This is a genomic window from Anoxybacillus sp. B2M1 (genome assembly GCF_001634265.1).
In the GTDB taxonomy this organism is placed as follows: Bacteria; Bacillota; Bacilli; order Bacillales; family Anoxybacillaceae; genus Anoxybacteroides; species Anoxybacteroides rupiense.
The window spans coordinates 3075038-3087876 of record NZ_CP015435.1 but is presented as its reverse complement, the minus strand read 5'-3'; the positions used below and the strand labels follow the sequence as shown (position 1 = coordinate 3087876).

The following is a 12839-nucleotide window of genomic DNA, read 5'->3' as shown; positions in this document are numbered from 1 at the left end:
TTGAAAACTAATTCTTCCATTAAGTAAAAATGATCCATATGTCGAATCAATCCACTCACGGTATCAGATAAAATCAATTTACTTGTTGCCCTTGTTCTGCATAAACGGTATTTATAAACTCTCCGTTAGAAACCAAGTACAAAGAAAAGAACCCAACCGGATGATTCGGTCAGGTTCCTTGTTTAAAGTTTTCCATCATTATTTTTTCAAGTTATAGAATGATTTCATGCCTTGGTAAACAGCGGTTTCGCCAAGCTGATCTTCGATGCGAAGCAATTGATTATATTTCGCCACGCGGTCTGTGCGCGAAGGAGCGCCTGTCTTGATTTGACCAGCGTTTGTTGCCACAGCGATATCCGCAATAGTGCTGTCTTCCGTTTCACCGGAACGGTGAGAGATCACCGCTGTGTAGCCTGCGCGTTTCGCCATTTCAATCGCATCAAATGTTTCTGTTAGCGTACCGATTTGGTTCACTTTGATCAAAATCGCGTTGCCAACGCCTTGTTCAATACCTTGAGCTAATTTTTTCGTGTTTGTAACGAATAAGTCGTCGCCGACAAGCTGTACTTTTTTGCCAAGGCGTTCAGTTAATAGTTTATGGCCCGCCCAATCGTTTTCATCCAAGCCGTCTTCAATGGAGATGATTGGATATTTCGATACAAGCTCTTCATACCAAGCCACCATTTCTTCAGATGTTTTGATCACGCCTTCGCCTTCAAGATGATATTTTCCATCTTGTTTATTGTACAGCTCTGAAGAAGCGACATCCATCGCCAGCATCACTTCTTGGCCCGGTTGGTAGCCCGCTTTTTCAATCGCTTCAATAATGGTTTGTAGCGCTTCTTCGTTCGATTTTAAGTTTGGCGCGAATCCGCCCTCATCACCAACGGCTGTATTGTAACCTTTCGCTTTTAATACGGCTTTTAGGCTATGGAAAATCTCTGCCCCCATGCGAAGCGCTTCACGGAAGTTTGGCGCGCCGACAGGCATAATCATAAACTCTTGAATATCGACGTTATTATCCGCATGCGCACCGCCGTTTAAAATGTTCATCATCGGCACAGGCAATGTTTTCGCATTAAATCCGCCGAGATATTGATATAAAGGCACTTCTAAATAATCAGCAGCGGCGCGCGCGACTGCCATCGATACACCTAGGATCGCGTTGGCCCCTAATTTCCCTTTATTTTCTGTACCGTCAAGTTCCATTAACGTTTGGTCAATCCCTACTTGATCGGTTACATCAAAGCCGATAATCGCCGGAGCAATGATTTCATTTACATTTTCTACTGCTTTTAATACACCTTTGCCGAGATAACGGTTTTTGTCGCCGTCGCGCAACTCCACCGCTTCATATTCTCCTGTGGATGCGCCGCTTGGCACTAATGCGCGGCCGAAAGCACCGGATTCTGTATATACTTCTACTTCAATTGTTGGATTTCCGCGCGAGTCTAATACTTCGCGAGCATATACATCAATAATCACTGACATGACAAATCTCTCCTTTTTTCTTATTTTACGATCAAAGTTTTTCCTGTCATTTCTTTTGGTTGTTCTAATCCAAGCAAATCTAGCATCGTTGGCGCTAAATCTCCCAAAATTCCGCCGTCACGAAGCACGATTCCTTTTTTTGTGACAATGACGGGAACTGGATTCGTCGTATGAGCCGTTTGCGGACTTCCATCTGGATTTAAGACCTCATCCGCATTTCCATGATCGGCTGTAATAATCGCCACACCGCCTTTGGCGATGATCGCATCAACGACTTTTCCTAAGCACTCGTCAACAGCCTCGACTGCCCGAATCGTCGGTTCGAGCTTTCCGGAATGGCCGACCATATCCGGATTCGCATAGTTTAAAATGATGGCATCATATTGATCTGCGGCAATTTCTTTTAACAGCGCTTCAGTCACTTCATAGGCGCTCATTTCCGGTTTTAAATCATATGTCGCCACTTTCGGCGAATTGATTAAAATCCGGTCTTCTCCAGGGAATTTTTCCTCGCGTCCGCCGCTCATAAAAAAGGTCACATGCGGATATTTTTCCGTTTCAGCGATGCGCAGCTGTTTTAAACCGTTCTGCGCTATCACTTCTCCAATCGTATTATCGAGATTGGTTGGTTTAAATGCTACGTATCCTTTTACGGTTTCACTGAAATGAGTTAAGCAAACGAAAAATACGTTTTTCGGATGCTTTGGTCCGCGATCGAACGAGCGGAAATCATCATTTGTGAACGTATTAGAAATTTGAATCGCCCGGTCGGGACGGAAATTATAGAAAATCACGGCGTCGTTGTCTTGGATTGTCGCCACAGGTGTTCCATCCTCACGCACCATCACAGACGGCAACACGAACTCGTCGTAAATGCCATGGGCATACGAATCGTCAATACATTCTAATGGATCGCGGTAAGCCGGGCCCTCGCCATAAACCATGGCGCGGTATGCTTTTTCAACGCGCTCCCAGCGCTTGTCACGGTCCATCGAATAGTAGCGGCCAGACAATGTCGCAATTTCACCGACTCCCATCTGGGCCATTTGTTCATTTAATTCATGAATGTACTTTTTCGCCGTTTGTGGCCCAACATCTCGGCCATCTAAGAAGCCGTGGATATATACATTTTTCACGCCTTCTTTCGCCGCTAATTTTAATAATGCGTATAAATGGTTGATATGGCTGTGCACACCGCCATCAGACAGAAGACCGAAAAGGTGCAAATTCGTGCCTTTTTCTTTTACATGATTCGTTGCGGCTAAAAATGTTTCGTTACGGTCAAATTCTCCTTCACGAATCGCAATATTGACGCGCGTTAAGCTTTGATACACAATCCGGCCAGCGCCAATATTTAAATGGCCGACTTCCGAGTTTCCCATTTGCCCTTCAGGAAGACCGACCGCTTCTCCGCACGCCGTGAGCGTAGCATGAGGATATTCGTTCCAATAGCGGTCAAAATTCGGCTTTTTCGCCTGTGCGACCGCGTTGCCATACGTTTCTTCGCGAAGAGCGAATCCGTCTAAAATAATTAATGCCACAGGTTGTTTACTCATGATGTCCTGCCTCCACTAGCTGCAGAAATGATTGCGGGTCTAAGCTGGCGCCGCCAACTAACGCTCCATCAATGTGCTCTTGCTTTAAAAACTGGCTGATATTATCCGGTTTCACACTGCCGCCATATTGAATGCGAACCGCTTCTGCCACCTCTTGGGAAAATTTTTGCGCAATAGTCGAGCGGATATGGCCGCATACTTCATTGGCGTCTTCTGCTGTTGAAGACTTGCCGGTGCCGATCGCCCAAATTGGTTCATAAGCGATCACCACTCGCTTTGCTTGCTTCTCCGTTAGTCCTTCGAGCGCTTTTTCCACTTGCGCAGCAACGATATCATTCGTTTTCCCGCTCTCTCGTTCTTCTAATGTTTCACCGCAGCACACAATCGGAATGAGGTCATACTGAAATGCAGCAAGAACTTTTTTATTCACTGTTTCATCGGTTTCCGCAAACATTTCACGGCGCTCGGAATGCCCAATAATGACATATTCGACTCCGAGATCTTGCAGCGCCAACGGGCTAATTTCTCCTGTAAACGCTCCTTTTGCTTCAAAGTGCATATTTTGTGCACCAATTTTTAGATTCGTGCCTTTAGCCGCTGCCACAAGACGTTCTAAAAATAGTGCCGGAGCGCAAACAACGGAGTCGACCCGTTCAGAAGAAGGGACGAGCTTTTTGACTTCCTCCGCAAAGCTTACAGCTTCTGCAAGAGTTTTATGCATTTTCCAGTTTCCTGCAATAATCGGCTTACGCATGGCTTTACCTCCTTCTGATTACTTATCATTTAACGCAACCACACCAGGGAGCTGCTTCCCTTCCATAAATTCCAGCGACGCGCCGCCGCCAGTTGAGATATGATCCATTTCTTCAGCCAATCCAAATTTTTCAACAGCTGCCGCGGAATCGCCGCCACCGATAACCGTATATGTACCCTTCGCATCAGCTAGCGCCTGTGCTACTGCTTTCGTTCCTTCGGCAAATGCGTCCATCTCAAATACTCCCATTGGTCCATTCCAAATGACAAGCTTAGATTGCAAAATCACATCGCGATACAGCTCGCGCGTTTTTGGACCGATGTCCAATGCTTCCCAATCGCTTGGAATATTATCAATGCTTACAACTTTTTTGTTTGCGGCATTCGAAAAGTCATCGGCTACGACGGCATCAACCGGCATATAAAATTTTACGCCTTTTTCTTTCGCCTTTTCCATAAATGACTTCGCCAGCTCGATTTTATCTTCTTCGAGCAGCGATTTGCCGATTTCATGACCTAACGCTTTCACAAACGTATAAGCAAGGCCGCCGCCAATGATTAAATGATCGACTTTATCAAGTAAATTTTCAATGACGCCGATTTTGTCTTTCACCTTCGCGCCGCCAATGATGGCAGTAAATGGACGCTCTGGATTGGAAAGTGCTTTGCCAAGCACTTCAATCTCTTTTTCCATTAAAAAGCCTGCCACTGCTGGCAAGTAATGCGCGATTCCTTCTGTGGACGCATGAGCTCTGTGCGCAGCGCCAAAAGCATCATTGACATAGACGTCAGCCAATTCTGCAAAGGCTTGAGCTAGCTCTTGGTCGTTCTTCTCTTCGCCCGGATAGAAGCGAACATTTTCAAGCAGCAGGACATCGCCTTCGTTCATAGCAGCAATGGCCGCTTTTACTTCTTCTCCATAGGCTTCATCTGTCTTCACTACTTTTTTACCAAGCAGCTCGCTTAAGCGTTCCGCCACCGCCGTTAAACGCATTTCTTCTACTACTTTTCCTTTCGGGCGGCCAAGGTGGCTCGCTAAAATCACTTTCGCCCCCTGTTCTGACAAATACTGAATGGTTGGCAATGCAGCGCGAATGCGTGTGTCATCTGTTACGCGTCCATCTTGCATTGGGACATTAAAATCAACTCGGCAAAAAACGCGCTTCCCTTTGACATCAATGTCGCGGACGGTTTTCTTGTTCATGGCAAACGGCCTCCTTCAATGGTTTCTGCATACGAAAGGGAGTGGGGGACTCCCCCCGCTCCCCTCTCCATTTCACTATTATAGACTTGAATGAGCGACTAAGACAAATAGATTTATAAACCTTTTGAGGCAATATATTCAGCTAAGTCTACCACGCGGTTTGAATAGCCTGTTTCGTTATCATACCAAGAAACCACTTTGACCATTTTTCCTTCCATGACCATTGTAGAAAGCGCATCAATCGTAGATGATGCCGGGCTGCCATTATAATCGCGAGAGACAAGCGGTTCTTCGCTGTAAGCAAGAATGCCTTTTAACTCGTTTTCTGCTGCTGTTTTAAGCGCTGCATTTACTTCTTCTACCGTTACTTCTTGTTCAAGCTCAGCTACAAGATCGACAACAGATACATTCGATACTGGCACGCGCATCGCCATACCGTTTAACTTGCCTTTTAGCTCAGGCAAAACAAGGGCCACCGCTTTGGCAGCGCCCGTGCTTGTCGGAATAATCGATTCAGCAGCAGCGCGGGCACGGCGCAAATCTTTATGAGGCAAATCAAGGATTTGCTGGTCGTTGGTATAAGCATGGACCGTTGTCATCATGCCGCGAACGATTCCGAATTTTTCATGAAGCACCTTAGCAAATGGCGCCAAGCAGTTTGTTGTACAAGAAGCATTTGAAATCACATGATGGTTAGCTGGATCGTATTTTTCTTGGTTAACACCCATCACGATGGTAATGTCTTCATTCGTTGCTGGAGCGGAGATAATGACTTTTTTCGCGCCAGCCTCTAAATGCTTCGCAGCATCTTCGCGCTTTGTAAAGCGGCCTGTTGATTCAACAACGATATCAACTCCTAGCTCGCCCCAGCCTAGTTGCGCTGGATCGCGCTCCGCTTTTACAACGATTTCTTTTCCGTTTACGACAAGGTTGTTGCCGTTCACAGAAACTTCAGCATCTAGTGTGCCGTGAACGGAATCGTATTTTAAAAGATGAGCTAATGTTTTCGCATCTGTTAAGTCATTAACAGCTACGACCTCGATATTCGGATTTTTCAATGCCGCGCGGAATACGTTGCGGCCAATACGTCCAAAACCGTTAATACCTACTTTTACAGCCATTGGTGGTTCCTCCTTCATGATTCAAAAATGGTTATGTTAAGGGATGTGGCTCCCCCGTCAACGCTCTTGCTGCTCCTTCGTCCGTGATTAAAATCGAGCGAGGCGCTTGCTTCATATACGCTTTAATCGCCTTTGCTTTAGAAGCACCGCCAGCAACGGCAATCACATGCTGAACGCGTTTAATGTCTTCAAGCTGAATGCCGATTGTCTGCACCTTATGCACCACTTCGCCCGCTTGATTAAAGTAATATCCAAAAGCCTCAGCCACAGCATGTCTTTGCTTAATTTTTTCCATGTCTTCTCTAGAGGTTTTACGGCGTTCGGCCATCGTGATCGCATCGCCAATTCCATGCACTACGATATTCGATGATTTGATCAGTTGAAGCACTTCTTTGACTGCTGGTTCTTCAATCAGCGACTGATACGCCTCTTGGCTTAGATGGTCAGGCACATGGAGCAAACGGTAATTGCCCATTGCTTTTTCCGCCATTTTGGCACAGATCGTATTCGCTTGATTTTCGACATGCTCTCCTAATCCGCCTCGGGCAGGAACAAATAATATGCCGTGCTGTTTAGGATCTGGCATCATCATATCGGCTACTGCGGCCATTGTCGTTCCGCCGGTCACAGCGACGATACTTTGATCGCTCAGCTTTTCTTTCATGCACGCTACACAAGCTCTTCCCATTTCTTTTTTCACCCAAGGAGAAAGGTCGCTATCTCCAGCAACAATGATGACCTCTTCGACAGGGAGCAAACTTTTTACCTTTTTCTCTAAATCCTTCAAACCGAGCAGTTCCTTCATCACATCTTCCAAAAGATTGAGCAATTCGTCACCATCGGATGTCACGTGCATACCAGATGAAGTGATGGTAATTAAGTTTTGGTCTTTTAGAAATTGTACTTCTGCGCGAAGGACACGTTCGCTCATCCCGATGCTTCCAGACAACGCTCTTCTTCCAATCGGCTGCATCAGCCGAATGTACTGCAAAATGCGATAGCGTTTTTGCATAAACTCAAGAAGATCAGGCAATAATTTTTTCTGTGCATCAATCCATGATCGCAATGTAGTTCCCTTCCCCTTGCCTATAATATATGGACACAATACGTCCCGCAGTGACTTATTTTGTCCCGCTTGTGCAAAAAAAATTACTCCTGCCCTCTTTTTTAATTGTAACAGGAGTATGGTAGATGTTCAACTATTCAAGCATTCAAGTAACCGCTTTCTTATAAAATCTTTTTTAATAAGGCCATAGGCCAGCTCTTTCCCGTCCACTTCGACGACCGGAATCATCAGATGGTATCGTTCCAACAACATATCGTCTTGATAAATATCGATTTCTTGAATGGTAAAATGGAGTTCAGTCTGCAATTCAGCTAAAATTTCTTTCGCCTTCTCGCACAAATGGCAATCTTTTTTGGAATAAAGATGGACAATCATCACGTTCACACCTTAATATCGTTTTCGTTTCGCAGATGATGGAATATGCAATTGTTCCCGATACTTGGCCACTGTTCTTCTGGAAATAGCAATTTGGTGCTCTTCGTTTAATAAATCAGCAATTTTTTGATCGGATAAAGGAGCATGTTTATCCTCTGCTTCAATCAATTTTTTAATCAATTCTTTCGTCTTGGCTGCAGATGCTTCTTCGTTATCATTTTCCGCAGAAAGAGAGTTTGTAAAAAAATGGCGAAGCTCTACTGTTCCAAACGGTGTCTGTACATATTTATTCCGAATCACTCGACTGACGGTAGATTCATGAATATTCAGCGCATCGGCAATATCGCGCATTGTTAATGGTCTTAGTGCGGCCAACCCTTCTTCGAGGCATTGCTTCTGTCTCTCCATGATTTCCTTCACAACAAGAACCAATGTTTGTTTACGTTGTTCTAAGCTTTTTGTCAGCCACATAAACTGCCGGTATTTTTCTCTCACAAACCATTCAATTTGTTCATCCTGCTGATCGGCGACTTTTTTTTCGTAAGCGTGATTCCAAATCACTTCTGGAAGAAACTCATCATTCAGCCACACACATATCTCCCCATCACGCTTTGTAACAATCAAATCCGGCACGATAAAATGCGGATCCGCCGCAGCATAATGACTGCCCGGCCGCGGCTCAAGCGTGCGAATTAAATCCCATATTTCCTGCAAATTCGATATGCTGATTTTCAGCTGCTTCGCAAGCGCTTTCCATGTCTTTTCAACAAACATCGTAAAATAATCAGCTATGACCCGTTCTGCTAGTTCATGGCGAACAGGCAGGCGCTGAAGCTGGATGAGCAGGCATTCTTGCAAACTGCGCGCGCCCACTCCGGCCGGTTCAAGCGATTGCAAAAACTGAATGGCATCCTCCAGTTCTTCTTCTGATAGCGACAACAGGGCCGCTGTTTCTTTCATTTCCATTCGCAAATATCCATCCTCATCAAGTGAAGCAATTAAATAATGCAAAATCTGCCGTCTTTTTGCAGATAACGGAAAAGCGTGAAGCTGGGCTTTTAAATAAGACGCAAGCGTCTCGGAAGATTTCCCGATATTTTCAATCCAATTTCGTGTTTCTCCGTTCCTTGACTGCTTAGGAGTACGAACAAACTTATGATCCTTGATTTCGAGAAAAGGATTTTCTAGAGATTGCTCATGCAAAAAAGAGCGCAATTCAAGCGTTGAATACTGCAGCAATTCAATCGCTTGAGCCAGTTCCTTTGTTAATGAGAGGTGCAAGCGTTGCTCTTGAAACAGCCCCGCTCTCATAATCTCACGCTCCCTTCTTTATTATTGTACATCAACATCCTCAAAACGTATAGGAAATAAAATTTCCGTATATCCGAATCCATTATTTTTATATATATTCGAAAAATCACACAAAAAAGACCTTCCTGATCGTGGACTGCTGCTATTATGAAGATAGATAACAGGAGCGCTTTGGAAAGTATAGGCGGATATTCTTTATAGATGTGGTGAATGTTGTTGATATCCTACACATAGTTGTCAGACTAATGATACTACTGATCCATTCAAAACCAATGAACACTGCTTGAATTCTTGTTTTTATCGCTGAAAAACCGATCAGAATCCGACCTTTTACACGAAACATCCCAAATTCATACCAATAAAAGGAACAAGGGAAAGCTCTTTCGCTCTTTTAAATACGACGGGTTCTGGTCATCCTACTTATTACAACATAGGATTAAAAGAGGGTGATTGGGTGATTTACATATATAATGACTACGCTGGAACACATAGCACGGCACTAGCAGCAGCCTACCATTTAAAAAAGCTGCCTTTGGATCGAGAGCTGACGAAAGAAGAAATTTTAAATACGGACTATTTTAACAAACTGACAAAAGATGATTTCGGAAAATTTTTCTTCCACGGAATCGATGAAGATGGAAATTCTGTGTATACCATTGGCAGAAAAAGAAACAAATTAGTCGTTCAAGCATTGGTAAATTTCATTACATTGCTACAAGAAAAACATAGCCATCACGAAAAGATTATTTTTTCTAATACTTCGCCAACGGTTCCATTTGCCATGACAATGGGAGGGTTTTTTTCAAGAGGATTGCACATCGATTTTATTGGCGTCCCCTTATTAGTTTTAGGTGCCAAACAATGTTGTCATGATATTCTTCGTCTCGTTGAATTTACAAAGCAAATCGGTCAATCGACAGAAAAAAAAGTCGTTGTATTAGAAAATCAAAATTTCAAATAACCTCTATCTCTTGGTTATTTTCGTGCCAAAAATGCTCGAAAATAACCATCCTTTTTTCTTCCTGACAAACAGAGAAGAATCAACCCGTCCGTTTCTCCGCTGCTTCTTTATTTGAATCCCCCCTCAACATGTTCTTTGATTTTTCCCAATAAAAAGGGTCCAGCATCGCCATGGCGCCTTGCCCGCAAAGAGATTGATTCGTATGTCATCGACGAAAAGAGCCCCTACCAATGGATTCAACAACGCTGGAACTGTCTTGTGAAAAATTTTTCCAAAAACAAAAGGACTCTTTCGGATTTAAAAAAATAAAAAACGACCGCAAATGCAGTCGTATCAAGGAGTTGTGGAAATGTAATCCGAACCAGTAGGATAGTTGGAACGCCCTCGGCAGGATTCGAACCCACGCTAAGAGAACCGGAATCTCTCGTGCTATCCACTACACTACGAGGGCATGATTGGTTAGCCGCATGTTCCATTATAATGAAGAACGTTTTTTTTTGCAAGAGGAAAATATGTTGTGGAAATAAGAAGCAAGATCGATTCATTATGGAAAAAACAAGTCCATAGATTGGTGTCTTCGGCCGCCGACCTCTCAGCTATCGTTTAAGCTGCGTTTATATCGGGCAAAACGCTTACTAACAGATGAACCTCCCCCCTTCACTCCGTTTAAAGGAGGGAGACTTCTCGGTGGATATGTTAAAAATTTAAAATCTATTTTCTTCAGCAATACGTCTGTTTAAAAAACAAAAAAGCGGATATGCTGAAAAAAGGGATATCGGAACAGAATAGCGAATAAATAAAATTATGAGGAGAAGGCAAAACGCTTTTTGTTTGACCTTCATTGACCAATTATGTATCATAGAAATACATATGATTTTAATTGACTGGTAAAGGAGGAAAACTCATGAATTTAATTCCTACAGTGATTGAGCAAACAAGCCGCGGTGAACGCGCATATGACATTTACTCCCGCTTGCTTAAAGACCGCATCATTATTTTAGGTAGTGCCATCGATGACCATGTCGCGAACTCCATTGTTTCCCAGCTTTTATTCTTAGCAGCGGAAGATCCGGAAAAAGATATTTCCCTTTATATTAACAGCCCTGGTGGTTCGATTACAGCCGGAATGGCCATTTATGACACGATGCAGTTTATTAAGCCAGATGTTTCGACCATTTGCATTGGAATGGCAGCATCAATGGGGGCGTTCCTGCTTTCTGCTGGCGCAAAAGGAAAGCGCTTTGCTCTTCCAAACAGTGAAATCATGATCCACCAGCCTTTAGGAGGAGCGCAAGGTCAAGCTACTGATATCGAGATTGCCGCTAAACGCATCTTGTTCTTACGCGATAAGCTGAATCGCATTTTGGCAGAAAATACAGGCCAGCCAATCGAGATCATCGAGCGCGATACAGACCGCGATAACTTTATGACAGCGGAAAAAGCAAAAGAATATGGTTTAATCGACCGCGTGTTGGCACGCGTTGACGAAAAATAATCCGGACAGCCAGTAGTAGACAAAGTCAAAGCAGACTTTGTCTACTACTATTTTAAAAACGCTTGGCTGAAAAATGCGGACAGCCAATCTGAAAATATGAAGGCTGTTCTTTTCCGTAAAGAACAGCCTTTTCCTTTTATGCATCGAATGACTCTCGGACAAAGTGCGGTTTGAGCATCCTGAACGAGTCGCTCTCTCCCAGCCATTCCTGCAGCCTCTTACTATCCTTCTTTTTGCACATATTTTGTCAATGCTTCAATCGCTTCTTGTTCATCCGGTCCATCAGCGATTAACGTAATGACCGATCTGGAGCTGATCGCTAGGCTCATCAGACCCATGATGCTTTTGGCATTGACTTTTTTTCCATCTTTTTTAATAAAAAGATCCGATGAGAAGCGGTTCGCTTCCTGAACAAAAAGTGCAGCTGGACGCGCTTGCAATCCAGTTTTCAACAACACTTCCACCTGTTTTTCCACCATATTCCTTCCTCCCCTTTTCCTGATTTTATTTATGGAAGTCTACAGGCTGTCCTGCCCGCAGCTTTTCAGCAATTTCATCGATTTTCCGCAAGCGATGGTTAATACCCGACTTGCTAATTTTCCCCCCTGAAACCATTTCACCTAATTCTTTTAATGTAACATCTTGATATGTTACTCGTAATTCTGCAATTTCTCGAAGCTTATCTGGAAGTGCGCTTAAACCAATGGTTTCATCAATGTAGCGGATGTTTTCTACTTGACGAATCGCGGCGCCGATCGTTTTATTTAAATTAGCCGTTTCACAATTGACAAGGCGGTTGACCGAGTTTCGCATATCGCGGACAATCCGAACATCCTCAAAGCGCAGCAAAGCCTGATGAGCGCCAATAATATTAAGAAACTCTGAAATTTTTTCTGCCTCTTTTAAATACGTAATAAACCCCTTTTTGCGTTCCAACGTTTTCGCATGCAGCCCAAAATGGCTGTTCATTAATTCACATAACGAGTTGTTATGATCTTTGTCCAGTGAAAAAATCTCTAAATGGTAGGAAGAGGTTTCGGGATTATTAACCGATCCGCCAGCAAGAAAAGCGCCTCGCAAATAAGAACGCTTGCAGCATTTTTTCTTGATCAATTCCGGAGAGATGACCCGAACAAACGAAAAAGATTCCTCCAAGATTTTTAAATCCTCAAGTAATTCGCGCGCTCCTTCGACAATTCGAACGATGTAAACATTGTTTTTCTTTAAGCGCATTTTTTTCCGGACAAGCAGTTCAACGGTAACGGTGTATCCTTTTTTCATTAGCGTATAAATGCGCCGGGCGATGGCCGCGTTTTCCGTTTGGACATCAATGGTAAGCTTGCGATTGGAAAAAGACAGCGAGCCATTCATGCGCAAAAGGGCTGATAACTCTGCTTTTAAGCAACAGTCTTTGACATCTAAATTCGTTAGCTCTTTTTTCGTCTCTGACGCAAACGACAACCTACTCACCTCCATGCTTCATGATTTTTTCAAAGGATAAAGGAG

The 12839-nt window shown here is 43.8% G+C and carries 12 protein-coding genes and 1 tRNA gene; 2 read left to right on the top strand and 11 right to left on the bottom strand.

The window, feature by feature from the left end:
* Positions 1–198: 198 nt before the first annotated feature.
* The 8 genes from eno to rpoN all read right to left on the bottom strand — a co-directional run bounded on the left by eno (position 199) and on the right by rpoN (position 8877).
* On the bottom strand, positions 199–1491 hold the full coding sequence (gene eno, locus GFC28_RS15010; protein WP_044741431.1) for a phosphopyruvate hydratase: 1293 nt from the start codon (positions 1489–1491) through the stop codon (positions 199–201).
* A 20-nt stretch (positions 1492–1511) separates the two neighbouring features.
* Complete coding sequence (gene gpmI / locus GFC28_RS15005; protein WP_044741432.1) at positions 1512–3047, bottom strand: 2,3-bisphosphoglycerate-independent phosphoglycerate mutase; 1536 nt, start codon at positions 3045–3047, stop codon at positions 1512–1514.
* Positions 3040–3801, bottom strand: a complete 762-nt coding sequence (gene tpiA, locus GFC28_RS15000) for a triose-phosphate isomerase (RefSeq protein WP_044741433.1) — start codon at positions 3799–3801, stop codon at positions 3040–3042. The genes gpmI and tpiA overlap by 8 nt, the downstream gene beginning before the upstream one ends.
* Before the next feature lie 18 nt (positions 3802–3819).
* Positions 3820–5004 carry a phosphoglycerate kinase gene (locus GFC28_RS14995; protein WP_044741434.1) on the bottom strand — a complete coding sequence of 395 codons (1185 nt, stop codon included), beginning with the start codon at positions 5002–5004 and terminating at the stop codon, positions 3820–3822.
* 113 nt (positions 5005–5117) lie between these two features.
* Positions 5118–6125, bottom strand: a complete 1008-nt coding sequence (gene gap, locus GFC28_RS14990) for a type I glyceraldehyde-3-phosphate dehydrogenase (protein ID WP_044741435.1) — start codon at positions 6123–6125, stop codon at positions 5118–5120.
* Positions 6126–6156: 31 nt separating this feature from the next.
* Positions 6157–7191 (bottom strand): sugar-binding transcriptional regulator, encoded by a 1035-nt coding sequence (locus GFC28_RS14985; protein WP_044741436.1) that lies wholly within the window; start codon positions 7189–7191, stop codon positions 6157–6159.
* Between the two features lie 129 nt (positions 7192–7320).
* Positions 7321–7566, bottom strand: coding sequence for a glutaredoxin family protein (locus GFC28_RS14980; RefSeq protein WP_044741437.1), 246 nt, complete (start codon positions 7564–7566; stop codon positions 7321–7323).
* 12 nt (positions 7567–7578) lie between these two features.
* The gene (rpoN, locus tag GFC28_RS14975) at positions 7579–8877 is read right to left on the bottom strand and encodes an RNA polymerase factor sigma-54 (protein WP_044741438.1); all 1299 of its coding nucleotides are present in this window, start codon (positions 8875–8877) and stop codon (positions 7579–7581) included.
* Positions 8878–9331: 454 nt separating this feature from the next.
* Here rpoN and GFC28_RS14970 point away from each other — a divergent pair, with 454 nt between their 5' ends.
* Entirely contained in the window at positions 9332–9838 is a 507-nt protein-coding gene (locus GFC28_RS14970; protein ID WP_044741439.1) for a DUF3189 family protein, read from the top strand.
* 379 nt (positions 9839–10217) lie between these two features.
* On the opposite strand, the gene GFC28_RS14965 is transcribed toward GFC28_RS14970, so the two are convergent.
* A tRNA-Arg gene (locus tag GFC28_RS14965) sits at positions 10218–10289 on the bottom strand.
* Positions 10290–10742: 453 nt separating this feature from the next.
* On the opposite strand from GFC28_RS14965, the gene clpP reads away from it, so the two are divergent.
* Positions 10743–11333 carry an ATP-dependent Clp endopeptidase proteolytic subunit ClpP gene (gene clpP, locus GFC28_RS14960; RefSeq protein WP_044741440.1) on the top strand — a complete coding sequence of 197 codons (591 nt, stop codon included), beginning with the start codon at positions 10743–10745 and terminating at the stop codon, positions 11331–11333.
* 221 nt (positions 11334–11554) lie between these two features.
* Here clpP and GFC28_RS14955 read toward each other — a convergent pair whose 3' ends face one another.
* Entirely contained in the window at positions 11555–11812 is a 258-nt protein-coding gene (locus tag GFC28_RS14955) for an HPr family phosphocarrier protein (protein WP_044741441.1), read from the bottom strand.
* Between the two features lie 25 nt (positions 11813–11837).
* Positions 11838–12794 carry a DNA-binding protein WhiA gene (gene whiA / locus GFC28_RS14950; protein ID WP_044741442.1) on the bottom strand — a complete coding sequence of 319 codons (957 nt, stop codon included), beginning with the start codon at positions 12792–12794 and terminating at the stop codon, positions 11838–11840.
* Positions 12795–12839: the final 45 nt, after the last annotated feature.

Coding starts and splice junctions, on each gene's coding strand:
- eno (WP_044741431.1), bottom strand. CDS start 1,491: ATGTCAGTGATTATTGATGTATATGCTCGCGAAGTATTAGACTCGCGC.
- gpmI (WP_044741432.1), bottom strand. CDS start 3,047: ATGAGTAAACAACCTGTGGCATTAATTATTTTAGACGGATTCGCTCTT.
- tpiA (WP_044741433.1), bottom strand. CDS start 3,801: ATGCGTAAGCCGATTATTGCAGGAAACTGGAAAATGCATAAAACTCTT.
- GFC28_RS14995 (WP_044741434.1), bottom strand. CDS start 5,004: ATGAACAAGAAAACCGTCCGCGACATTGATGTCAAAGGGAAGCGCGTT.
- gap (WP_044741435.1), bottom strand. CDS start 6,125: ATGGCTGTAAAAGTAGGTATTAACGGTTTTGGACGTATTGGCCGCAAC.
- GFC28_RS14980 (WP_044741437.1), bottom strand. CDS start 7,566: ATGATTGTCCATCTTTATTCCAAAAAAGATTGCCATTTGTGCGAGAAG.
- rpoN (WP_044741438.1), bottom strand. CDS start 8,877: ATGAGAGCGGGGCTGTTTCAAGAGCAACGCTTGCACCTCTCATTAACA.
- clpP (WP_044741440.1), top strand. CDS start 10,743: ATGAATTTAATTCCTACAGTGATTGAGCAAACAAGCCGCGGTGAACGC.
- GFC28_RS14955 (WP_044741441.1), bottom strand. CDS start 11,812: ATGGTGGAAAAACAGGTGGAAGTGTTGTTGAAAACTGGATTGCAAGCG.